At 63.6% G+C, this 22,179-nt stretch carries 20 protein-coding genes; 12 read left to right on the top strand and 8 right to left on the bottom strand.

Translation table 11 applies throughout. From position 1 onward, the window contains the following. The first annotated feature begins 24 nt into the window (after nt 1-24). The 6 genes from QTL56_RS05575 to QTL56_RS05550 are packed head-to-tail and all read left to right on the top strand — an operon-like array spanning nt 25 to nt 5,259. Entirely contained in the window at nt 25-957 is a 933-nt protein-coding gene (locus tag QTL56_RS05575) for an AAA family ATPase (RefSeq protein WP_245136747.1), read from the top strand. 1 nt (nt 958) lies between these two features. Beyond that, complete coding sequence (locus tag QTL56_RS05570) at nt 959-2,233, top strand: vWA domain-containing protein (protein ID WP_245136748.1); 1,275 nt, start codon at nt 959-961, stop codon at nt 2,231-2,233. Beyond that, nucleotides 2,230-2,559, top strand: coding sequence for an XdhC family protein (locus tag QTL56_RS05565; RefSeq protein WP_229575615.1), 330 nt, complete (start codon nt 2,230-2,232; stop codon nt 2,557-2,559). Before QTL56_RS05570 ends, QTL56_RS05565 begins: the two co-directional genes overlap by 4 nt. Then, nucleotides 2,559-3,275 carry an XdhC family protein gene (locus QTL56_RS05560; protein ID WP_245136749.1) on the top strand — a complete coding sequence of 239 codons (717 nt, stop codon included), beginning with the start codon at nt 2,559-2,561 and terminating at the stop codon, nt 3,273-3,275. The genes QTL56_RS05565 and QTL56_RS05560 overlap by 1 nt, the downstream gene beginning before the upstream one ends. Continuing rightward, nucleotides 3,272-4,915: an NTP transferase domain-containing protein gene (locus tag QTL56_RS05555; protein WP_245136750.1), complete on the top strand. Its 1,644-nt coding sequence runs from the start codon at nt 3,272-3,274 to the stop codon at nt 4,913-4,915. Before QTL56_RS05560 ends, QTL56_RS05555 begins: the two co-directional genes overlap by 4 nt. 2 nt (nt 4,916-4,917) lie before the next feature. Further along, a complete protein-coding gene (locus QTL56_RS05550; RefSeq protein WP_229575612.1) occupies nt 4,918-5,259 on the top strand; it encodes a TfoX/Sxy family protein in 342 nt (113 codons plus the stop codon). On the opposite strand, the gene QTL56_RS05545 is transcribed toward QTL56_RS05550, so the two are convergent. From QTL56_RS05545 to bcp, 5 genes are all read right to left on the bottom strand, one after another. Then, nucleotides 5,247-5,654 (bottom strand): NUDIX domain-containing protein, encoded by a 408-nt coding sequence (locus QTL56_RS05545; RefSeq protein ID WP_245136751.1) that lies wholly within the window; start codon nt 5,652-5,654, stop codon nt 5,247-5,249. The two genes, QTL56_RS05550 and QTL56_RS05545, sit on opposite strands and share 13 nt — an antisense overlap. A gap of 8 nt (nt 5,655-5,662) precedes the next feature. Then, nucleotides 5,663-7,189 carry a DEAD/DEAH box helicase gene (locus QTL56_RS05540; protein ID WP_229575610.1) on the bottom strand — a complete coding sequence of 509 codons (1,527 nt, stop codon included), beginning with the start codon at nt 7,187-7,189 and terminating at the stop codon, nt 5,663-5,665. A 234-nt stretch (nt 7,190-7,423) separates the two neighbouring features. Beyond that, nucleotides 7,424-8,746, bottom strand: coding sequence for a M23 family metallopeptidase (locus QTL56_RS05535; RefSeq protein WP_245136752.1), 1,323 nt, complete (start codon nt 8,744-8,746; stop codon nt 7,424-7,426). A gap of 135 nt (nt 8,747-8,881) precedes the next feature. After that, nucleotides 8,882-9,727, bottom strand: a complete 846-nt coding sequence (locus tag QTL56_RS05530; RefSeq protein WP_245136753.1) for a ferritin-like domain-containing protein — start codon at nt 9,725-9,727, stop codon at nt 8,882-8,884. A 1-nt stretch (nt 9,728) separates the two neighbouring features. After that, entirely contained in the window at nt 9,729-10,196 is a 468-nt protein-coding gene (gene bcp / locus QTL56_RS05525) for a thioredoxin-dependent thiol peroxidase (protein ID WP_245136754.1), read from the bottom strand. Nucleotides 10,197-10,318: 122 nt separating this feature from the next. On the opposite strand from bcp, the gene QTL56_RS05520 reads away from it, so the two are divergent. Further along, entirely contained in the window at nt 10,319-13,732 is a 3,414-nt protein-coding gene (locus tag QTL56_RS05520) for a DUF3971 domain-containing protein (RefSeq protein WP_245136755.1), read from the top strand. 12 nt (nt 13,733-13,744) lie between these two features. Here the strand turns inward: QTL56_RS05520 and QTL56_RS05515 are convergent, their stop codons facing one another. Together QTL56_RS05515 and QTL56_RS05510 are read right to left on the bottom strand one after the other, a co-directional pair. Then, complete coding sequence (locus tag QTL56_RS05515; protein ID WP_245136756.1) at nt 13,745-14,437, bottom strand: cobalt-precorrin-6A reductase; 693 nt, start codon at nt 14,435-14,437, stop codon at nt 13,745-13,747. Then, nucleotides 14,427-15,563 carry a cobalt-precorrin-5B (C(1))-methyltransferase gene (locus QTL56_RS05510; protein WP_245136757.1) on the bottom strand — a complete coding sequence of 379 codons (1,137 nt, stop codon included), beginning with the start codon at nt 15,561-15,563 and terminating at the stop codon, nt 14,427-14,429. Before QTL56_RS05510 ends, QTL56_RS05515 begins: the two co-directional genes overlap by 11 nt. 107 nt (nt 15,564-15,670) lie before the next feature. On the opposite strand from QTL56_RS05510, the gene cobA reads away from it, so the two are divergent. From cobA to cbiB, 4 genes are read left to right on the top strand one after another with little or no spacing between them, the layout of a single operon-like run. Beyond that, nucleotides 15,671-16,528, top strand: coding sequence for a uroporphyrinogen-III C-methyltransferase (gene cobA, locus QTL56_RS05505; protein WP_245136758.1), 858 nt, complete (start codon nt 15,671-15,673; stop codon nt 16,526-16,528). Further along, entirely contained in the window at nt 16,525-17,829 is a 1,305-nt protein-coding gene (locus tag QTL56_RS05500; RefSeq protein ID WP_245136759.1) for a cobyrinic acid a,c-diamide synthase CobB, read from the top strand. The genes cobA and QTL56_RS05500 overlap by 4 nt, the downstream gene beginning before the upstream one ends. After that, a complete protein-coding gene (gene cobD, locus QTL56_RS05495; RefSeq protein WP_245136760.1) occupies nt 17,826-18,821 on the top strand; it encodes a threonine-phosphate decarboxylase CobD in 996 nt (331 codons plus the stop codon). The genes QTL56_RS05500 and cobD overlap by 4 nt, the downstream gene beginning before the upstream one ends. A 4-nt stretch (nt 18,822-18,825) precedes the next feature. Continuing rightward, nucleotides 18,826-19,803, top strand: a complete 978-nt coding sequence (cbiB, locus tag QTL56_RS05490) for an adenosylcobinamide-phosphate synthase CbiB (RefSeq protein WP_245136761.1) — start codon at nt 18,826-18,828, stop codon at nt 19,801-19,803. A 61-nt stretch (nt 19,804-19,864) separates the two neighbouring features. Here the strand turns inward: cbiB and QTL56_RS05485 are convergent, their stop codons facing one another. Beyond that, entirely contained in the window at nt 19,865-20,590 is a 726-nt protein-coding gene (locus QTL56_RS05485; RefSeq protein ID WP_229575599.1) for a Crp/Fnr family transcriptional regulator, read from the bottom strand. Between the two features lie 191 nt (nt 20,591-20,781). Here QTL56_RS05485 and hemN point away from each other — a divergent pair, with 191 nt between their 5' ends. Next, a complete protein-coding gene (gene hemN, locus QTL56_RS05480) occupies nt 20,782-22,131 on the top strand; it encodes an oxygen-independent coproporphyrinogen III oxidase (protein WP_245136762.1) in 1,350 nt (449 codons plus the stop codon). Nucleotides 22,132-22,179: the final 48 nt, after the last annotated feature.

The raw sequence follows: 22,179 nt of genomic DNA, 5'->3' as shown, positions 1-22,179 counted from the left end.
TTCCGCTCAAACATGGGAGGAGACATGGCAGAAACCTCGGGAAAGGTCCTGCCGGAGTCGATCGATGGGATCATCGATCTTCTGTCGGCCGAGGATTATCTGGCGGCCAGACCGCTCGCGACCGTGCTGTTTTTGGCGCTCAGGATGGGGCGCCCGCTCTTCCTCGAAGGTGAGGCGGGAGTCGGCAAGACGGAAGTCGCCAAGGTGCTCGCCAAGGCACTCGACCGGCCGTTGATACGATTGCAATGCTACGAGGGGCTGGACGTCGCTTCCGCCGTCTACGAGTGGAATTATCCGGCCCAGATGCTGGAGATCCGTATGGCCGAGGCCTCTGGCGTATCGGACCGATCGCGGCTCGAAAGCGACATCTTTTCCGAACGCTACCTCATCCGCCGCCCCGTGCTGCAGGCCATTCAGGGGGAGCCCGGTCGGGCACCTGTTTTTCTGATCGACGAACTGGACCGCACGGATGAAGCCTTCGAAGCATTCCTGCTCGAGGTGCTCTCTGATTTTCAGGTGACGATCCCTGAATTCGGAACGGTGAAGGCTGCCGAGCCGCCCATCGTGATCGTGACGTCGAACCGGACGCGCGAGGTCCACGATGCCTTGAAGCGGCGCTGCCTCTATCACTGGGTCGATTATCCGTCCGCTGCCGACGAACTCGCCATCATCAGGCGCAAGGTCAAGGGTTGCAACGAGCAGCTCTCGCGCCAGATCGTTGCCTATGTGCAGAAGCTCAGGACCATCGATCTCTTCAAGAACCCCGGCATCGCCGAGACCATCGACTGGGCGACAGCCCTGACCGAACTCGATCGCCTCGCACTCGATCCGGAGACGATCGCGGATACGCTGGGGACGCTCCTGAAGTATCAGGAGGACATCGCCCGCATCCAGGGCAGTGATGGCGAAAAGCTGCTCTCGGAGGTCAAGGCCGAGCTGCTGGCGAAGGCTGGCTGAGATGGAGACGTTCGGGCCGCATCAAGCCAGCGGACGCGACGGCATCGTCGTGCCGCCGCCAGTGCAGGGCGATGGACGGCTTGCGGACAATGTCGTGCATTTCGCGCGGGTGCTCAGAAAAGCGGGACTGAAGCCCGGACCAGGCGCCGTCATCGATGCCATTGCGGCGATCGATGCAATCGGCATTGGCTCGCGTATCGAGTTTCATGCGGCCCTGTCCGCCGTTTTCGTCAAGCGACATGAGGACCAGCCCGTCTTTGACGAGGCGTTTTCGATCTTCTGGCGTTCGCGGGATCTGGTTGGCAAGATGATTGCGCTGATGTCACCGGTGGCAGCGATCGGTGAGCGGCAAAAGCCGAAGGCCGGCGGTGCGCGGGTGAGCGATGCCCTGTTTGCCGAGAAACAGCGCGCGTCGAAGCCGAAGGAGGAGCCCGATGTCGAGATCGATGCGCGGCTGACGGTTTCGGCCCAGGAGGTCTTTCGCCGGCTCGACTTCGGCCAGATGACGTCGACCGAACTCAGGGAGGCGCGCCGTGCCATCGAACGCCTTGCCATGCCGCGTGATCTCGTCCAGATGCGTCGCTACACGCTGTCGCCGCGTGGTCGTGGCATTGATGCCCGTGCGACGATGCGCCAGTCGCTGCGCACCGGAGGTGACCTGATGCTGCCGAAGTTCCGAGTGCGCCGGCAACAGCCGCCCCCGCTGGTGGTCCTTGCCGACATTTCCGGCTCGATGAGCCAGTACACCCGCATCTTCCTGCATTTCCTGCATGTTCTGACAGAGCGCCGACGTCGGGTGCATACCTTCCTGTTCGGCACCCGGCTCACCAATGTTACCCGGCAGCTGCGACATCGTGACCCGGATGAGGCGATTGCCCAGTGCAGCGAGGCGGTCGCCGACTGGTCCGGCGGCACGCGCATCGGCGAGACGCTGAAACTGTTCAACCGGCATTGGGGACGGCGTGTGCTGGGGCAGGGGGCCGTGGTGCTCCTGATCACCGACGGTCTGGAGCGGGACGAAGTGGAGCTTCTCAGCCGCGAAACCGACCGCTTGCACCGGTCCTGTCGCCGGCTCGTCTGGCTCAATCCGCTTCTGCGTTTTTCCGGCTTCGAGGCCCGCGCGCGGGGTGTGCTGGCCATGCTGCCGCATGTCGACGAGCTCAGGTCCGTGCACAATCTGGAAGCCCTGTCGGATCTGGTGCAATCTTTGTCCGGTGCCCCGGATCGGGATTGTGATCCCAGGCGTTACCTCGGTTCTGGAAGGAGCCAGTCATGACCACAGACACCATCCTGCGCGACCCGCTCGCCATCGCCGAGAGCTGGTTTGGCGAGGGCCGCTCCGTGGCCATTGCCACGGTCATCGAAACCTGGGGCTCTGCGCCGCGGCCAGTGGGCAGCCATCTCGTGATTGATGGCGAAGGCAATTTCGAGGGCTCGGTTTCGGGTGGCTGCGTCGAGGGGGCGGTCATCACGGAGGCCCTTGACGTCATCGAGAGCGGGGCGGCCAAGATGCTCGAATTCGGCGTTGCCGACGAAACCGCCTGGCGTGTCGGCCTTTCCTGCGGCGGGCGTATCCGCGTGCATGTCGAGAGGCTCGGCTGATGGATGTTTCCACGCTCAAGGCGCTGAATGCCGCGAAGCGCGATCGCCGCGGCGCCGTGCTGGTGGTTGATCTCGCCGCGGGCACGTCGCAACTGGTCACCGAGGACCAGGTATCTGCCGACGCTCTGGGGGATGAAATCCAGGCGCGGCTTCTGTCTGGAAAATCCGGGACCGTCGAGATCGACAGTCGGAGCCTCTTCCTCAACGTGCACACGCCGCCGGCACGAATCGTGGTCGTTGGCGCGGTGCACATCAGTCAGGCGCTCGCCCCGATGGCGGCGCTTGCCGGTTTTGCTGTCACCATCATCGATCCCCGCACGGCTTTTGCCACGCCGGAACGCTTTGCTGGCATCGAGCTTTGCGCTGACTGGCCGGACGACGTCTTTGCGACCAGGCCGCTCGACCGCTACTGCGCGATGGTCGCCGTCACCCATGATCCGAAGATCGACGACCCCGGTCTGATGGCAGCCTTGAGAGCAGGCTGTTTCTATGTCGGCGCGCTCGGCTCGCGCAAGACCCATGCGAAGCGCGTCGAGCGATTGACGGCAGCCGGCTTGGATGGCGACACCATTGCCGGCATCCGGGCCCCTATAGGCCTTGATATCGGTGCGGCGACACCTGCGGAGATCGCGGTCGCCATTCTCGGTGAAGTCATCCAGTCGCTGCGAAGGCGCAGCACCGGGCCGTCGGCGATCCGGCAAGAGGTCTCGGCATGAAGTTCGGGCCGATCCCGACCGCTGAGGCCGAAGGTTCGATCCTCGCCCATTCCCAGCCACTCTCCTCCGGCAAGCTTGCGAAGGGTCATCCCTTGCGGGCCGCCGACATCGCCCGTCTTCTCGCCGAAAAAATCCCGAGGGTCATCGCCTGTCGCCTTGAACCCGGTGACCTGACGGAAGATGAAGCTGCCGAGAGACTGAGCGCCGCCATCCAGCTCAAGGGTCTCAGCCGCAGTCCCGCCTCGACGGGGCGGGTGAATTTCTACGCCAGCGAAAACGGGCTCTTTCTGGCTGACAGGCCTGTCGTCGATCACATCAACAGTGTCGATCCCGCAATCACGCTGGCCTGTCTCGCCGACCGTCGCGACGTGCGGGCCGGGGATCTGGTTGCCACGGTCAAGATCATTCCGCTGGCGGTCGAAGGGGCGAGCGTTGAAGGCGCAGAGGCCATCCTTCAGCGAGCGCAAGCCTTTGAAGTGGCGCGCTATCGCGCGCATCGGGTCCATCTCGTCGCGACCCAATTGCCATCGCTCAAACCGTCCGTCATGGAGAAGACGACGCGCGTGCTGGAAGCGCGGCTGATGCCGTCGGCGAGCCGGCTTGTTTCGGAGCAACGCGTGTCCCATCGGGCCGAGGCGGTTGCAGAGGCACTGCATGTGGCTCTCAAGGAAACGCAGCGCGATAGAGACGCTCCGCCGCTCATCGTCATCTTCGGCGCGTCAGCCGTGGCCGATGCCGAGGATGTCATTCCGTCGGCGGTCCGGCTGGCCGGCGGCAGCGTCGAGCAGGTCGGCCTGCCCGTCGATCCGGGCAATCTCCTGGTTCTCGGCCATGTCGGTGGGGTGCCGGTCATCGGTGCGCCCGGCTGCGCGCGCTCACCGAAGGAGAACGGCTTCGACTGGGTCCTGAACAGGATCCTGGCCGGATACCCGCCCGATCGAACGGAAATGACCGGCTGGGGTGTCGGCGGCCTCTTGATGGAGATCCCGAGCCGTCCGTTGCCGCGCCTTGCCGCAACCGCAAAAACAGATCCAGCAGCGCTGGGGCTCGTCGTGCTTGCCGCCGGCCGGGCGAGCCGGATGGGGGATGGGGGGCGGCACAAGCTGCTGGCCGAATTCGACGGCGAGTCCCTGGTCCGCCGTTCGGTCCGACAGGCGATCGAGGCCAGGCTCGGTCCGGTCATGGTCGTCACCGGCCACCGTGGCGAGGAGGTGGCCAGGGCGGTTGCGGGGCTCGGCGTGCAACTGGAGGAGAATGCGGATTTCGCCAGTGGCATGGCGGGCTCGCTAAAGGTCGGGCTGGCGGCTGTCGAGGCGCAGGGGCTGCCCGGAATGATGGTGCTGCTGGCCGATATGCCAAACATATCTTCGGCCGATATGGCAGCCCTCGCCCAAGCCTATCGCAAGGCAGGCGGCAAGGTGATCGTGCGCGCGGTTTCAGACGGCCAGCGCGGCAATCCGGTCATCCTGCCGGCGGCAACCTTTGAGGCGCTGAAGTCACTGGAGGGGGATATTGGCGCGCGTCCAGTGATCGAAAGCTCAGGGCTCGCCGTGATCGATGTCGAAATCGGAGCGGCTGCAAGGCTTGATGTCGACACGCCCGAGGCTATCCTGGCGGCTGGCGGGATCCTGAGGGGCTGACGATGGACAATGCGGCGATCGAGGAAATGTTCGAGGCGGTCGGGCCTGTCAGTATTCGCCGGATGTTCGGGGGCAAGGGTATCTATGCACGAGGCGTCATCTTCGCGCTCGAGCTGCGCGGAGAGCTGATGCTGAAAGGGGATGCGGAAAGCGCGCCGCTGTTGGAAGACGCAGGCGCCAGTCGATGGTGTTACCAGGGCCGGAGCGGCAAGCCCGTCGCCATGCCCTATTGGACGGTGCCCGACGAGGCGCTTGATGATCCCGAGATAATGGCGAAATGGGCGCGAATCGCACTCGATGCCGCGATCCGCGTGACCGAGCGCGAAGCCGGTCAGCGCAAATAGGCAAGCACAGCGGTGGTGAAGACGGAGAGCGGCTGAGGCAGGTCGTGAAGGTCGAACCAGCCGATATCCGAGAGTTTGTCGGGTTCGGTGAGCCGTGGCTCGCCTTTCGCGTCATCGCACACATAGAGCAGCGACACCCAGTGCTGGCCGTCCGCTTCGATCCGTTGTTCGGTCACGCCGAGATAGCGGATGGAACCGACCGAGAGCCCCGTCTCTTCTTCGGCCTCGCGGCGCGCGGCATGCTCTGCCGGCTCCATGTGTTCGACCTTGCCGCCGACGATGTTCCAGTGGCCGGCTTCCGGCGCTTTCATGCGCCTGCATAAAAGCAGTTTGCCATCCCGAAGGATGGCAATTCCGACCCCGAGACCGGGGAAGTCGAGACCGGGCAGACCCATTGACTGGATCAGGCCTTGGCGGCAGCGACGATCAGCATGAAAGCGGGAATGTCGTCGCCGAAGCCAACGGGCGTCGGGCCATCATCGTGGTCATGATGACGGTTGCGGCGGCGATCACGATTGTCGTCGTTGGCCGGCGGGGGATTGCTGCGGCTGTTGCGCGGGTTCTGGTCGCGGCGCTTGTCCGTGCGGCGTTCCGTTGCAACCGGCTCTGCCTTGCTTGCAACCGGTTCGACCTTGATCGCTTCCACTTTCACCGCTTCCATCACCTGTTGTTCCTCTGCCGGTTTGACATACTCGCTGCGCGTATCGGATTTATGACCGCCGCGGCGCTCGCGACCCTTGTCGCGGCTGCCGCGTTTTCCACGGCTTTCGTCATGGCTCTCCGCAGGCGCAGGAAGCGCCGACAGGTCGCCGTCCAGCCATTCGATCTTCTGGTCGATCAGCTTTTCGATGGCGTCGAGGAACTTGGTGTCGCTGCGCGTCACCAAGGTGAATGCTGCACCGGAGCGTCCTGCACGGCCGGTTCGGCCAATGCGGTGGACATAGTCTTCGGCATGGATCGGAACGTCGAAATTGAAGACGTGGCTGACATCGGGGATGTCGAGACCGCGTGCGGCAACATCGGAAGCCACGAGCAGCGTGATCGTGTTGGCCTTGAAGTTTGCCAGCATGGTCGTACGCGAGCGCTGGTCCATGTCGCCGTGCAGCGCGCCGACGGAAAAGCCGTGGCGTTCGAGCGAACGGAAGAGATCGGCGACGTCCTTCTTGCGATTGCAGAAGATGATCGCGTTCTTCAACTCGTCCTGGGCGCGGATCAGGTCACGCAAGGTCGAGCGCTTTTCGTAGTCCTTGTTGTGGCAGGCGACGAGGCGCTGGGTCACGGTCTTCGCCGTCGATGACGGCGGTGCGACTTCAATGCGCTCGGGGTTCTGCAGGAACTGGTCGGCCAGTTTCTGGATCTCCGGCGGCATGGTGGCCGAGAAGAACAGCGTCTGGCGCGTGAAGGGGATCATCTTGGCGATGCGTTCGATATCGGGAATGAAGCCCATGTCGAGCATGCGGTCGGCTTCGTCGATGACCAGAATCTCGACGCCGGTCATCAGCAGCTTGCCGCGCTCGCAATGGTCGAGCAGGCGGCCGGGCGTGCAGATCAGAACGTCGGCTCCGCGCTCCAGCTTGCGGTCCTGTTCGTCAAAGGACACGCCACCGATGAGGAGTGCGACATTGAGCTTGTGATTCTTGCCGTATTTCTCAAAGTTCTCGGCAACCTGTGCCGCAAGTTCGCGCGTCGGCTCCAGAATGAGCGTGCGCGGCATGCGAGCCCGGGCCCGGCCCTTTTCGAGCAGGGTCAGCATCGGGAGAACGAAACCGGCGGTCTTGCCGGTGCCTGTCTGGGCGATGCCGAGAATGTCACGCCGCTGGAGGGCCGGCGGGATCGCGCCCAGCTGAATGGGTGTGGGGATCGTGTAGCCGGCATCTGTGACGGCAGAAAGGACTTTTTGGCTCAGGCCAAGGTCAGCAAAAGTGGTCAAAGGGAAGTAGTTTCCGTTCCTGTTCTCGCGAACATCGCTCAATAGCCCATCGGATTGGGCTCCAATGGTTGCGGCGAATAGTGGGAAACTGCCGGAAAGTCAAGGAAACAGACGGATTTACCCCTACAAAGGCTTAAAGTTCACGATTAATTGGCAGCGGTTTCGCAAACCGACAAAAAAGCATTGGCTTTCTGGGTCTCTCAAGAGACGAATATCTGCTTTTGGTAAAATGCTTCAATTGATCAGTGGCGTCAACTTCATGCCGGCGTTGAGGAAGCGCATCGGATCGACCGGGTCGCCGTTGCGGCGGACTTCGTAGTGCAGATGCGGTCCTGTCGACCGGCCGGTCGAGCCCGACAGGCCGATGAGCTGACCGGGTTCGACCGTCTCGCCTTCTCGCACCAGAATGCGCGACATATGGCCGAAACGGGTCGTCAGTCCCAGGCCGTGATCGACCTCGACCATGTTGCCGTATCCGCCGGAGAAGGCGGCCGTCACGACCTTGCCGCTGCCCGTCGAGCGGATCTCTGTGCCGGTCGGGGCGCGAAAATCAATGCCGGCATGCATGGCGAGGCCGCCGAAGAACGGATCCGGCCGGTTGCCGAATCGGCTGGTTATGTCCTGGCCGGGTGCCGGATTGGCAAAGGGAAGGCGTTTTGCTGTCCCGCGCACCGATTCGAGCCGGTTGAGGGCTGCGTCGAGCGCATTGAGCGAGGCGTTGAAGTCACGGTCCGACTGCGGCGCAAGGTAAGGGCCGCCGACGGCGTCTGCGACCGGAAGTGCGGCGAGGTCGTCGATCTGGACGCCCTGGCGCTCGAGGATCGCGGCAATTTCATCGGCAGTCTGCGATGCGCCGCTTGCCAGTTGGTCGATCCGCTGCAATTGCTCCGCCTCGATTTCCTTCAAGGACAGCGTCATGTTGGAGAAGAGCCGGTCGGCGCGATCTGCGACATTCTCGCCCGTCATTGGGACATAACCCAGCGCGAGCGCCGGCGCGTGATTGCCTGCCTCGACGGCATTCGCGGTGGTTTCGTCTGTCGCTGTGCCTAGAAGTGCTGCGAAAGCCCGTGTGCCGTTCGAGAGCGCTGCGTGGTCCTCACCATCGACCAGCGGCTTCTCGGCCGGCACGGGACCGTCGGCAGGCAGTGCGTCGGACGGGCTGCTGGCCTCCAGAAGTGCACCGATCCGGCCGTGCCGCGAGGTGAGCGCCATCTGCTGTTCGAGCAGCTTTTCGACCTTCTCCTCGACCACCTGCTGGTCGAGCAACTGGCGGGACGTCACCCGGTCGACCTGTGCCCGGAGCGCAGCGATACGGTCTTCGTATTCGTGTTGCATGCGCGCCTGGCGGGCCATGGTGGCGCCGATCAGGTTGTCGCGCAAGACGAGATAGGTGGTGGCGCCGAGATAGCCGATTGCCATGGTGCCGAGGAAACAGACGGTGAGGGCGATCATCCAGGGGCGGATCGTCATGTGACGAATGCGGTCGCCGCTCGCCAGGATGACGACGTGCTGCACCTTGCGTTTTCCGAAGATCTGGTTGTTCGAACCCGCCGCCACGCTGACCCCCAATCACATTCAGGCGAAACGCTACTGCGTTCCTTGCCCTTTTGCGGTCCGTCGACTCTCCGATCCCGCCCTCGGGAGTTACGCATAATTAGGGTTAATGAAGCGTTAGGCGCATGGATTTGCGTGTCAAACCGAGGAGTTGTTCTTGGAGGACAGGGATCGATAGAAGGACGGGGTAAGGCCGGCTTCGGCGCGGGCGACATCGTTGAAGGGCGCCTTCAGCTGGCCGCGGAAATTGGCGCGAACCAGATCCTGAAAAGCCTTGGCCGGATCACGTTTTTCGCGGGCGCAGAGGAAGCGGAACCATTTGGCGCCGACCGCCACATGCCCCTTTTCGTCCTCGTAAATCACGCTCAGCACATCGGCGCTCTCGATGTCGCCGGTCTCGCGCATCTTCTCCTGCAGGGCCGGTGTGACGTCGAGACCGCGCGCCTCCAGAATCAACGGGACCACCGCAAGCCGTGCCGTCAGGTCGTTCTTGGTCGAATGTGCCGCCTGCCAGAGGCCGTCATGAGCCGGCATGTCGCCGTAGTCGGCGCCGAGGGCCCGCAGCCTGTCGCGCACCAGTCTGAAATGCTTGGCTTCCTCGAAAGCGACCTTCATCCAGCCATCGAAGAAGGAATGCGGTACTGGCTCTGTGGCAAAGCGCGCGACGATGTCGAGTGCGAGGTCGACCGCATTGAGTTCGATATGGGCGAGCGCGTGCAGGAGCGCCACGCGACCGGGCAGCGTGTGGAGGGAGCGCTTGCCGACCGCCTTGGGAGGAACCAGTTCCGGCTTTGCCGGGCGGCCGGGCCTGTCCGGCAAGGCGGGGTCGAGCGGCGAGCGCAAGGACAGGCGTCGCTCCTGCCAACGGACCGCTGCGGCTTGTGTGAGCGCCGTCTTCACGTCGAGGTCGGCGCTCGTGATCGCGAGAGTGGCAGCGCCGCGAAGGGAATGGAAGGCCGTTTCGGGCTGCTTGATCTCGGACATGTCAGAGGGCCTGGGTTGCCTTCAGCACGGCTGCTGCATGGCCTGCTACCTTCACCTTGCGCCATGTTTCGGCGATCTTGCCCGAGCCGTCGATCAGGAAGGTCGAGCGTTCGACACCCATATAGGTCTTGCCATACATGCTCTTCTCCTTCCAGACGCCATAGGCCTCCAGCGCCTTGTGCTCCTCATCGGAGGCGAGGACCACCGAAAGGCTGTGTTTGGCGGAAAATTTGTCGTGGCTCTTCACCGAATCAGGCGATACGCCGATGACGAGTGCGCCGAGCTTTTCGAAGTCAGCGGCGAGACCGGAGAAGTCGATCGCCTCGGTCGTGCAACCGCTCGTGTCGTCCTTGGGGTAGAAGTAGAGGATCACCGGTTTGCCGGCGAAATCGGAAAGCGAAACCGCGCCGCCGCCGTTGCGGGGCAGAGAGAAGTCGGGGGCCATGTCCCCGGCAGTCAATTCCGTCATGGGATAACCTTTCTTTTGCCCGTTTTATGGGTGAAACTGGGCGTCATCGATATATAGTCCGCTCCGAAGTCGTCCAGAGCGACTTGTTAGCGGCATCGGTCGACGGAGACAATCACCAGCACATGTCGGAGATCCGGGGCGAAAAGCTACGGTTTCGCAAGCGGGACATCGTGCCGCTGCATGCCCTTCCGTCGGCGCAGGCCGAAGATCCCCTCATCGTGCATTGCCCACCGCCGAAACGCTCCCTGTTTCGGCGCTTCCTCAGGCTGGTATCCGGCTTTGCCGGCCTCTGGTTGATCGTCTTCATCGGCGTTTACGCAGTCGTCGAGAGTGGCGCGCTCGATGCGGCCCTTGCCCAGCGTGCGCGGACGGTTCTCAACAATGCGCTCGGCCAGCAATTCGTCGCCGAGATCGGCGCCACCGAGGTCCGGTTCTCGAACGACATGGAACTGTCGGTCGAAGCGCGCGACGTCACCCTGCAGCAGAAGGTCGGCGGTCAGCAGGTCGCGCTCACCCAATCGATTCGCTTCATCATCGAACCGCTCGCTCTTCTGGGCGGGCGTTTCTCTGTCCGGGAAGTCGTCAGCGAAGGGATCAGCCTCGACGCCACGGTCCTGCCGAAGGGCAAGCCCATCGACCTTTCCAACTGGCGGGTCGACCAGGTGCCGGAGCGGCTGGCGGATGCCTTTCGCGAACTCGACGGGCTGCAGGCCTTCATCGCCCGGGGCGGCCTGGATCGAATGCGACTCGGCGGAATGGAAATTGCCTCGACGAGCGCCAGCGGGCGGCCGCTTTCCATTGCCATCGACGACATCGTGCTGGAACGGGGCGAGGACGATTCTCTGTCGATTTTCGGCGCCGTCTCGGTGAACGGTCAGCAGACCGAGCTCACCGCACTCACCACCAATGTCGGTGGACGGGCGGAAACCTTGACGATGCGCATTGCCGATGTGCGGGTGACGCCCTTTCTTCTCCGGCGATCGAGTGTCGGCGAGCCGCGCCAGGGGATCGACGGTTCCGCCGAACTGCTGCTCAACGCGCGGCGTGAAGATGGCGCCCAGGCACCGGCGGTGTCACTCGCCATCAACTTGCGCAAGGCAGGCTTCTATTCGGACGGCGACCGCCAGGAATTGACCGATGCCCAGCTCAAGCTGTCCTATGATTTCTCCAAGGACACGATCGAACTCGCTGATTCCATTGCGCGCTTCGAGGAGACGGTCATCCCGCTCTCGGGGGGCATCATCGATCTCGACCGGCTTCCCGAGGGGCCGAGTTTCGGCAAGGGTTTCGGCCTGGATCTGGTGGTGACCGACGGTCGGGCGAATGTGCCGACGGCCGGCGAGACGCCGTTTCCCTTCTTCCTGAAGGGCTATGGCCGCTATCTGGTCGATGAGAACCTGTTGCAGCTCGACACGCTCGATGCCTCGACGCCCGGTGGCAACATGCGCGGCAAACTGCAGATGCGTTTCGGCGGAACAGGCCCCGAGATCCGCTTCAACGGCGAGGTGCACGACATGCGCACGAGCGTTGTCAAGCAGCTCTGGCCTTACTGGATCGCCTCGAAACCGCGGGCATGGGTGCTTGAAAACCTCTTCGGTGGCGTCATTCCACGCGGCACGATCGAAGTATTCATTCCACAGAACCGGCTGTCGATCGATCCGAAACCCGTGCGGCTGGATGCCGACGAGCTGAAGATCGGTTTCGATCTGGAGGATGCCCGGCTGAACCTCACCGGGGACCTGCCGCCTCTCCGTGATGTCTATGGTCGGTTCGACATGGTGGGGGAACGGGTCGACGTCGACATCCGATCGGCTGGATCATTCTTTCCATCCGGGCGCATGGTGACGCTCGATCGGGGCAAGCTCAGCCTTCAGGACGCCTATGAAAAGCCGCTCATGGCTGATCTCGAACTCGATATCAGCGGTGCCGCCGACGCCGTGGCGGAGCTCGTTTCGTTCAAGCCCATCGAGGCGCTGCGTGTCGTGGACTTCAAGCCTGAGGATTTTGCCGGCAAGGTGCGCGGAAAGGCGAAAATCCGCCTCGGTCTGGTGCCGGACCAGCAGCCGCCGGCCCCGAGCTGGACGGCGGACGTCACTCTCGAAGACGTCGATGTAGCGAAGCCATTCGATGGCCGGAAAATCAACGACGTGACCGGCAAACTCACTGTCGATGCGGACAAGGCGAAGCTTGATGCCGACGCCAGGATCGACGACGTGCCTATGAAGGTGGTGCTTACCGAACCTGTGCGCCGGGGCGAGGGGGAGGTGGCGCGTGAAAGCGTGATCACCGCAACGCTCGACAATGCGAGCCGCGAGAAGCTCGTGCCGGGGCTCGGCGAGATCGTCAGCGGCCCGATGAAGATCGAATTGCGCCGCGTTGACGAAACCCGTCAGGCCGTGTCCGTCGATCTGCGGTCGGCGACATTGACCTTCCCCTGGGTCGGCTGGGCGAAAGGGCAGGGCATCGGCGCCACTGCGAAGTTCGAACTGTCGAAGAAGGGTGCTCAGTCGCTTATCGAGAAGTTCGAGCTCGACGGGGATGGTTTCGGCGCCTTGGGCGACATGTCTGCCGACGACAGGGGGCTGGTGTCCGCCAATCTGTCCCGTGTTCGCCTGGCGCCTGGGGATAATGTGGCCCTGACGATACGGCTCAACAAGGGTGTCTATTCGGTTGTCGCCAAGGGAAGTGTCCTCGATGCACGCTCGCTGATCTCGACGATACAGCAGCCATCCGGGGATGCCGGAAAGGCCGGGGCCTCGAACACATCGCTTCGGATCGAGGGGCGATTCGAACGTGTCCTGGGCTTCGGAGGCGAACAGCTGTCTGGCGTGTCCGTCGTCTATTCGTCAGCCAAGGGGCGGCTCAGCGGGGTGGATTTTTCCGGTATCACGGGCAGCGGCCAGGCTCTGGTCGCAAAGTTGCGGCAACCGAGCGGGCGGCGTGAACTCTCCGTGACGACAAGCGACGCCGGCGCCGTTCTGCGTTTTCTGGATACCTACAAGCGTCTGGGCGGAGGGCTTGCCAATCTCCGGCTGACTGAAACTCGAGAAGGCGCCTGGAGCGGCAATCTCGACCTGCGCAATTTCAAGGTGCAGAACGAAGAGCGCCTGCAGAGCATTGTCACGACGCCGACCGGTGCCGATGGACGAAGCCTCAACAGCGCTGTCCGCAGCGATACCGATGTCAGTTCTGCGGCTTTCCAGCGTGCCTTTGCGCGGCTCGCCGTGGTCGATGGCACGCTCAGCCTGGAGAACGGCATCGTGCGTGGGGAACAGATCGGTGCCACCTTCCAGGGCATCGTCCGGGATCCGGCCGGGCGGATCGATCTGACCGGCACCTTCATGCCCGCCTATGGCTTGAATCGGCTGTTCGGCGAACTGCCGGTCATCGGCGCGATCCTCGGCAACGGCCGTGACCGGGGCCTGCTCGGCATCACCTTCAAGCTGACTGGCGCGACCACCAAGCCCAATCTCGTGATCAACCCGCTCTCGATCATCGCGCCGGGCGTCTTTCGCCAGATCTTCGAGTTCCGCTGAGGCGGTGCGACGTCAGTCGCGCTCGATGATGATCACCGGCAGGGCCAGACGCCGTGCGGCAATGATCTTGGCATAGCCGGCGGGGCCACCCGAATTGCGACAGACGAGATGTGAAATTCCATGCGCCGTGAACAGATCGGCCTCCCGGTCGGGATCGCTGGCCGGTTTGCCAAGCACGAGTGTGTGGTCCGCGAAGGCAAGATGTGTCTCCGGCGGATCCACCATGCGAATGACGAAGCGGCAATCACTGCGCGCCTGGAAGGCGTCGAGATATTGCCGACCGAGCGCCAGAAACACGGTTGCGCCGGCTGGCAGGGCATCCGCTGCGGCGGTCAGCGAGGGGACGGGCTTCCACCGGTCGCCAGGTTGCTTCTGCCAGCGTGGCCGCAAGCATTGTTCGAGAGGGACACCCGAGATCGCAGCCGCCTGGATGGCGTTTTCGCTGATCCGCCGGGCAAACGGGTGGGTGGCATCGATCATTCGCGCGAAACCTTCCGCCCGCAGATAGGTCGCAAGCCCCTCAGGGCCGCCGAAACCGCCGATCCTGACGGCACCCACCGGCAACACGGGATCGACCGTCCGCCCTGCAAGCGAGGTCGTGACGTCATGTCCCTCAGCGCAAAGCCGTTGGGCAAGAGCCCGGGCCTCCGACGTTCCGCCGAGAATCAGGATTTTTTGCGGGGTGTCTTGCCGATCAGTTGGCATGGGCGATGATCGTTCCCTTGCGGTCGGTCACGATGATGTCCACGCTCACACCGCTGTCGCGAAGCACCCCTTCTGCACTTCGTTTGGCCGCTTCGGCAATGGATCGCGCGATGTCGATACCCTCTTCCGACAGGATTGTCAGAACCTCCATGGCGGTGTTTGCATGCTCGACCGCCGCGCGCTGGGCGTCGCTCAGGGACTGGCTGCAAGGCAATGACAAAAAGAACTGATTGTCGACCTGGCTGCGCGACGAGTGCAGGTCGAGCGCGCCCTGGGCAAGCTTGGTCATCTTGGCGAAACCACCCGCAATCGTCAGACGCGGCACCGGATGGGCGCGGAGGTATTTGAGCAGGCCGCCCGCGAAATCGCCCATGTCGATCAGCGCGCCATCCGGCAGGCGATGAAAGTCCTGCGCCGCCTTCTCCGAGGTCGAGCCCGTGGCGCCGAGCAGATGCGTCAGGCCTTCGGCGCGGGCCACGTCGATGCCGCGATGGATGGAATGAATCCAGGCCGCGCAGGAGAAGGGATGCACCACACCCGTCGTGCCGAGGATCGAGATGCCGCCGAGAATGCCAAGCCTCGGGTTCCAGGTCTTCTCCGCAATGGTCGCGCCGCCGGGCACCGAGATCCGGATCTCCAGATCGGGCGATACATCGTGTTCACCGGCGAGTGTCTCGACCACCGCCGTCATCATGGCGCGGGGCACCGGATTGATGGCCGGTTCCCCAACGCCGATCGGCAGGCCGGCCTTGGTCACGGTTCCGACGCCGTCGCCGGCCACAAAGCGGATGCCGCTTCCGGGCGGCAGCCTTGTCACGGTGGCGATTACGGTGGCGCCATGGGTCACATCCGGATCATCGCCCGCATCCTTGACGATGCCCGCAAAGACGCTTTGCCCGTCCATGCCTTCCCGGGCCAACGCGAAAGCGGGTGTTTCGCCTTTGGGCAGGGTGATCGAGACAGGATCCGGAAAGCTCCCGGTCAGCAGCGCCGTATAGGCGGCCTTGGTCGCGGCCGTCGCGCAGGCGCCGGTCGTCCAGCCTTTGCGCAGCGGTGCGCCTTCCGGCTTTTCCAGCCGCCCGTCTTCGGCGGCGTTCCTTGCGTCTTTTCGATCGGCATCGCTCATGGCTCGCTTATAGGCGAGCTGGCTGCCCGGCGGAAGGCATGGGTCGGCAGGTTGCGTGCGGAAAGCGTCGGGGCGGAATTGCAATTTTTATCGACGGGGCCTAGACCATGAGCATGAGTGAACCGACGCGTCTTGCCCTGCCCACGAGCCTGCCGGCCATCGAGCCTGGCCAGGTGTGGCTGGCCGGTGCCGGCCCCGGTGATCCGGGCCTTTTGACCCTGCTGGCAGCGAAGGGCCTGTCGGAAGCCGACGTCATTGTTCACGACGCACTGGTCAACGAGGATTGCCTCAAGCTCGCGCGCAGTGGTGCCGTGCTCGAATATGCCGGCAAACGTGGCGGCAAGCCCTCTGCCAAACAGCGTGACATCTCGTTGCGTCTCGTCGAACTCGCCAAGGCCGGCCACCGTGTTCTTCGTCTCAAGGGTGGCGATCCCTTCGTCTTCGGACGGGGTGGTGAAGAGGCACTGACGCTGATCGAACATGGCGTGCCCTTCCGTATCGTGCCGGGCATCACGGCCGGCATCGGTGGTCTTGCCTATGCCGGCATTCCCGTCACCCATCGCGAGGTCAACCACGCCGTCACTTTCCTGACCGGGCATGATTCCTCCGGCGTCGTGCCCGATCGCATCGACTGGGATGCGATCGGTCGCGGATCACCTGTCATCGTCATGTATATGGCGATGAAACATATGGGACAGATCACGGCCAATCTTATGTCGGCAGGTCGCCGGGCCGACGAGCCCGTCGCCTTCGTCTGCAATGCGGCGACACCGCAACAGACCGTGCTTGAGACGACGCTTGCACGGGCCGAGGCCGACATGCTGGCCGCCGGTATCGAGCCTCCGGCCATCGTGGTGATCGGCGAAGTCGTCCGGCTCCGTCCCTCGCTTGACTGGCTGGGCGCCATGTCCGGGCGCAAACTCCTGCCCGATCCATTCGGCACGGACCGGAAAGACACGGCATGAGCGGACTGCTGATTGCCGCGCCGGCTTCCGGTTCCGGCAAGACGGTGGTGACGCTCGGCCTGATGCGGGCCTTTCGCCGTCGCGGAGTGCCAGTGGCCCCTGGCAAGGCCGGCCCTGACTATATCGACACGGCATTTCATGCAGCCGCAAGCGGAGCGCCCTGCTTCAATTTCGACCCCTGGGCCATGCGTCCAGCGTTTCTCAGGTCGCAAGCCGTCCGTTGTTCCGAGACCGGCACATTGATCGTCGAAGCCATGATGGGACTGTTCGACGGTGCCGCCGATGGCAGCGGCTGTGCCGGCGATCTGGCCGTTTGTCTCTCTCTGCCTGCGGTGCTTGTCGTCGACTGCGCCCGCACCTCGCAATCGGTGGCGGCCCTGGTCACCGGCTTTGCGCGGTTCCGGCCGGATGTCCGGGTGGCCGGGGTCATTTTCAACCGCGTCGGCAGCGACAGGCATGAGACCATGCTGCGTGCCGCCATGGCGCAAACCGAGATACCCGTTCTGGGCAGCCTCAGGACCGACCAGAATTTGTTGCTTCCGGAGCGGCATCTGGGCCTCGTCCAGGCGGGCGAGCATGGGTCGCTGGAGGCCTTTATCGAACGCGCGGCCGATGCCATCGAGGCCGGCGTCGATCTCGATGCCGTTCTGCGACTGGCCGGAGGAGACGTTGCCAAGTCTTCCGGGCCTGTCCCGGCCGGCATACCGCCGCTTGGCCAGCGGATCGCTGTCGCCCGTGACCTCGCTTTCGCCTTCTCCTATCGGCATCTGCTCGAAGGCTGGCGCGCGCAGGGGGCGGAGCTCTCGTTCTTTTCTCCGCTCGCGGACGAGGCACCGGTCGCGGATGCCGACGCCGTCTATCTGCCTGGCGGCTATCCGGAACTGCATGCCGGCGTGCTTGCCGATGCCTTGCACTTTCGCACGGGCATGACGACCGCTTCTGCCCGGGGCACCCGGATCTACGGTGAGTGCGGCGGCTATATGGTGCTGGGCGAGGGGCTGATCGATGCCGATGGCCGCACCCACGCCATGCTCGGCCTCTTGCCCGTCGTGACGAGTCATGCGAGCCGCAAGCGCCATCTCGGCTACCGTCGACTTCGCTCGCGCGCGCCCGATCTGTTCGCGGGCGCCCTGACGGCCCATGAATTCCATTATTCCACGGTCGTGTCGGAAGGGGCCGGAGATCGTCTGTTCGATGCGGAAGACGCGCTCGGCGAAAGCCTCGGCGCCGTCGGCCTGCGCCGCGGCACGGTTGCCGGTTCCTATATGCATCTCATCGATCTTGCCGGAGGGCAGCAATGAGCGGCCCGATCCAGCATGGTGGCGGGCTTGCAGCAGCTGCTGCACAGTATGGCGGCCGGATTGAGGACTGGCTCGACCTGTCCACCGGCATCAACCCATGTCCGCCGGGCCTGCCCGACATACCCATGCGTGCCTGGCATCGCCTGCCCGATCGGGAGCGCGATATGGCAGCGCGCGAGGCCGCACGCACCTACTACACTTCGGCGGCACGCCTGCCGCTGCCTGTGGCCGGCACGCAATCCGTCATCCAGTTGCTGCCGCGTCTCGTCCCTGCGGGCGGTCGCGTCGCCGTGCTTACCCCGACCTATGGTGAGTATGAACGGGCCTTCACGCTTGCCGGTATTTCTGTCGATGCGATCGCCGACCTCGGTGAGATCGGCCCCGCGCACAGTCTCGTCGTCGTCGTGAACCCCAACAATCCCGATGGCCGTCTGCTCGGGCGGGACGCATTGCAGGCGCTGGCCAGTGATCTTGGCAGTCGTGGCTGTTTGCTCGTCGTGGACGAGGCATTCGGCGATACGGATCCGGAGCAAAGCTTGGCAGCCGGGACTGCTTCCAACCTCATTGTCTTCCGCTCCTTTGGCAAGTTCTTCGGGCTCGCCGGCATTCGCCTCGGCTTCGTCATCGCGGATGAAAGCCTCACCCGCCAGTTTGCCGATTGGCTCGGCCCCTGGGCCGTGTCCGGCCCCGCGCTCGTGCTTGCCCAGCACCTGATGTCTTCGGACACGTCCGTCATCCGTGACCAGATCCGACAGCGTTCACAGGCTCTCGGCGGTGTTCTGTCAAAGGCCGGGCTCACGGTGCGGGGTGGAACAGACCTGTTTCAGCTGGTGGAGGATCGCGCAGCCGGTGCTCTGCACGCGCATCTCTGCAGCCATCATATCCTGACGCGCAGATTCGATTACCGGCCCGACTGGCTGCGTTTCGGCCTCGCGCCCGATCCGGCCGGCGATAGCCGTCTGGACGCCGCGCTCAAGTCATTCCCGAGGTGATCGCATGAGCCATCTCCTGCTGCTGCTGGTGGCTTTCGGGCTAGACCGGATCATCGGGGACCCGCCCTGGCTCTGGCGCCGCCTGCCGCACCCGGTCGTGGTCTTCGGCAAGGCGATCGATCTCCTCGAGAAGCCGCTCAACCGCTCGACCTTCACGGCCGAAGGCCGCCGGTTGAATGGTGCCGTGACGATCCTGTTGCTGCTTTTCGGCTCGGTTGCCGTCGGCTGCATGCTTTCATGGATCTTCGATCATCTCGGCCTGATTGGAGTACTGCTCGAAGTCATTGTCGTCGCAGTCTTCCTCGCGCAGAAAAGTCTCGGCGATCACGTTCAGGCCGTCGCCGACGGGCTGCAGCGGGAGGGGCTGGAAGGCGGTCGGCTTGCGGTCGCGATGATCGTCGGTCGCGATCCAAAGACGCTGGGCGAGGCGGGTGTCTCACGCGCTGCGATCGAGAGTCTGTCGGAAAATTTCGCCGACGGCGTCGTGGCACCGGCCCTCTGGTATGCGATTGCCGGCTTGCCGGGCATACTCGCCTACAAGATGCTGAACACGGCCGATTCGATGATCGGACACAAGAACGAGCGCTTTCTCGACTTTGGCTGGGCCTCGGCGCGGCTCGATGATCTCGCCAACTGGCCCGCAGCGCGGCTGGCCGCCGGTTTCATCGCCCTGGCGGCTGCAGTGAGGCTCGGGGCAGGGGCCGGCCGTCGATCGATGTCGGTTGCGCTGCGTGACAATGGACTGCACCGTTCGCCGAATTCCGGCTGGCCGGAAGCGGCCATGGCCGGCGCGCTCGATCTGCAGCTGGCGGGCCCGCGCGTCTATGGCGGCGTCCGGGTGAGCGAGCCGATGATGCATGCAGGCGGACGCGACAATGCCGGTCCCGCAGATATTCTCAGAGGCATCGGCGTTTTCTATGCGGCTTGTGCGTTCATGGCGGCGGTCGTCGCGCTCACCTGGCTTGCGATTCGCCTGCTCTGAGCTGGTTGAACCGATCGACAGATCGGGCAGTACGAAAATTGTTCGTCGGCGAGCCGCTGATTCAGTCGATCCCGGCTGCGTCTTGCAGGCGGTCGAGCTTCGGCACGATGACGTGGCGATTGTTCTCGATGACGATGACGCCATCCTTGCGCAGCTTCGTCATCTGGCGGCTGACGGTCTCGATCGTCAGGCCGAGGAAGTCGGCGATGTCGGCGCGCGACAGCGGCAGGTCGAAGGTCTGGACACCTTCGGTTTCCGGGTCGATGTGGGTGGCGATCAGGTAGAGGAAGCTCGCGACCTTTTCCTGGGCCGTCTTGCGGCCCAGCGTCAGCATCCAGTCGCGGGCCTCGTCCAGCTCCTTCAACGACTGGGAATGCAGCTTGCGCTCCATGTCGGGCACTTCGCCCACCATGCGTTCGACGACATTGCGCGGGAAGGTGCAGATCTCGGTGTCGGTCGCCGCTTCCGCCGTGATCGTGCTCTCGCCGAGAAAGGGGCGGCCGAGGAAATCCGGCGCGAATTGCAGGCCGACAATTTGCTGGCGGCCATCGGCCATCATCTTCGACAGCTTGATGACGCCCTTCAGGATATTGCTGTAGCTTCCCACCTGTTCGCCCTGGCCGACAACCTCGTTCCCGGCATCGATGCGGCGGCGGATCGAGTGACGGTTGATCTCGGCGAGTTGGGCGGCCGTGAGCACCGAGCACAGGCCGCCATGGCGCGCTTCGCAGGAACGGCATACGACGGGAGCGTCGCATTGGGGGATGTCTTTTCTGTAGGTATCCATGGTCTTGCCACCCCATCGCCCCGGTTTCGGCTGCAGCTTGCCGTGCCCGGTCGGCGGCCCGCCGGGGCCTGTGAGTTCCAATAAACTCTGTGTGGGAACACTATCAGCAAATTGATCGAAGTCAAAGAGCCGGCCGCTTGCTGCCGCTATCTTCGGTCGTAGCTCGACACATCCTAAGGCAGCGCAAAATCATGCAGAATTCCCTCCTGGCCAAGTACTCTGGCGCTGTCCCGCGCTATACGAGCTACCCGACGGCGCCACATTTTCACGAGGATGTCGATTGCGACAAATATGCACAGTGGCTGAAGGCAATCACGGGTGACGAGCGGATCTCACTCTATGTCCACATCCCCTATTGCGACCGCCTTTGCTGGTTCTGTGCCTGCCACACCAAGCATACGCTGAAATACGAGCCCATCACTATCTATCTGGAAGCATTGAAGAAGGAGATCGCGGCCGTCGGCGCGCTGGTCAGCCGCGACGCCGCCGTGACCGCCGTGCATTTCGGCGGCGGTTCTCCGACCATGGTGCGACCGGACGACCTGGTCGCACTGATGGACGCCCTTCGTTCCGCCTTTCGCTTTGCCGATGACGTCGAGATCAGCGTCGAGATGGATCCGAATGATCTCGATGAACCGCGCTATGATGCGCTTGCCGCCATCGGCATGACGCGTGCAAGCCTCGGCGTTCAGGATTTCCACCCAGAGGTGCAGAAGGCGATCAATCGTATTCAAACATTTGAACATACGAAATCGGTGGTGGATGCGGTGCGCGCCCGTGGCGTGCATTCGGTCAATTGCGACATTCTCTACGGTCTGCCACACCAGACGCAGGCGACCGTGGCGGAGACGGTCAAGGATATCCTGTCGCTCGAACCCGATCGCATCGCTCTCTTCGGCTATGCGCATGTTCCGTGGATGAAGAAACATCAGACGATGATCAAGGAAGAGGTCTTGCCCGGCCTTGAAGAGCGGTTTGCGCAGATGAGCCTCGCCGCTTCGCTGCTTATCGATGCCGGATACGAGCCTGTCGGTATCGACCATTTCGCGCTGCCGGAGGACCGCATGGCGATTGCGGCGAGGGAGGGGCGCCTGCGGCGGAATTTCCAGGGTTATACGGATGATGCGGCGGAAGCCCTGATCGGGCTTGGCGCATCCTCCATCGGTCAGTTTCCGCAAGGCTATGTCCAGAACATGCCGGCAACCGGCGAGTATCAGCGCATGGCGGAAGCCGGTGGGCTTGCAGCCGTACGCGGCGTGGAGGTGAGCGACGACGACCGGCTGCGTCGGCGCGTGATCGAGGAAATCATGTGCCGTTTCACCGTCTCATTCGCGGAGCTGACAGCCGAGTTCGGCAATGCGGTCGATGTCATCGTCGCGGAAGCGCGAGCCTTTGCACAGTCGAACCAGGACGGCATCTGTCTGATCGAGGGCGATCGTTTCGTCATCACCAAAGCCGGCCGGCCCTTCGCCCGGACCATCGCTGCTGTCTTCGACGGCTATCTGTCGAGCGGCAAGGGGCGCCACTCGATTGCTGTTTAGGCAACACTACGCCTGCAAATTTCGCGACTGCACAAAACCACCATTGGC

The organism is Peteryoungia algae (assembly GCF_030369675.1).
In the GTDB taxonomy this organism is placed as follows: Bacteria; Pseudomonadota; Alphaproteobacteria; order Rhizobiales; family Rhizobiaceae; genus Allorhizobium; species Allorhizobium algae.
The sequence above is the reverse complement of the archived record's forward strand: the minus strand, read 5'-3'. Positions and strand labels throughout refer to the sequence as shown.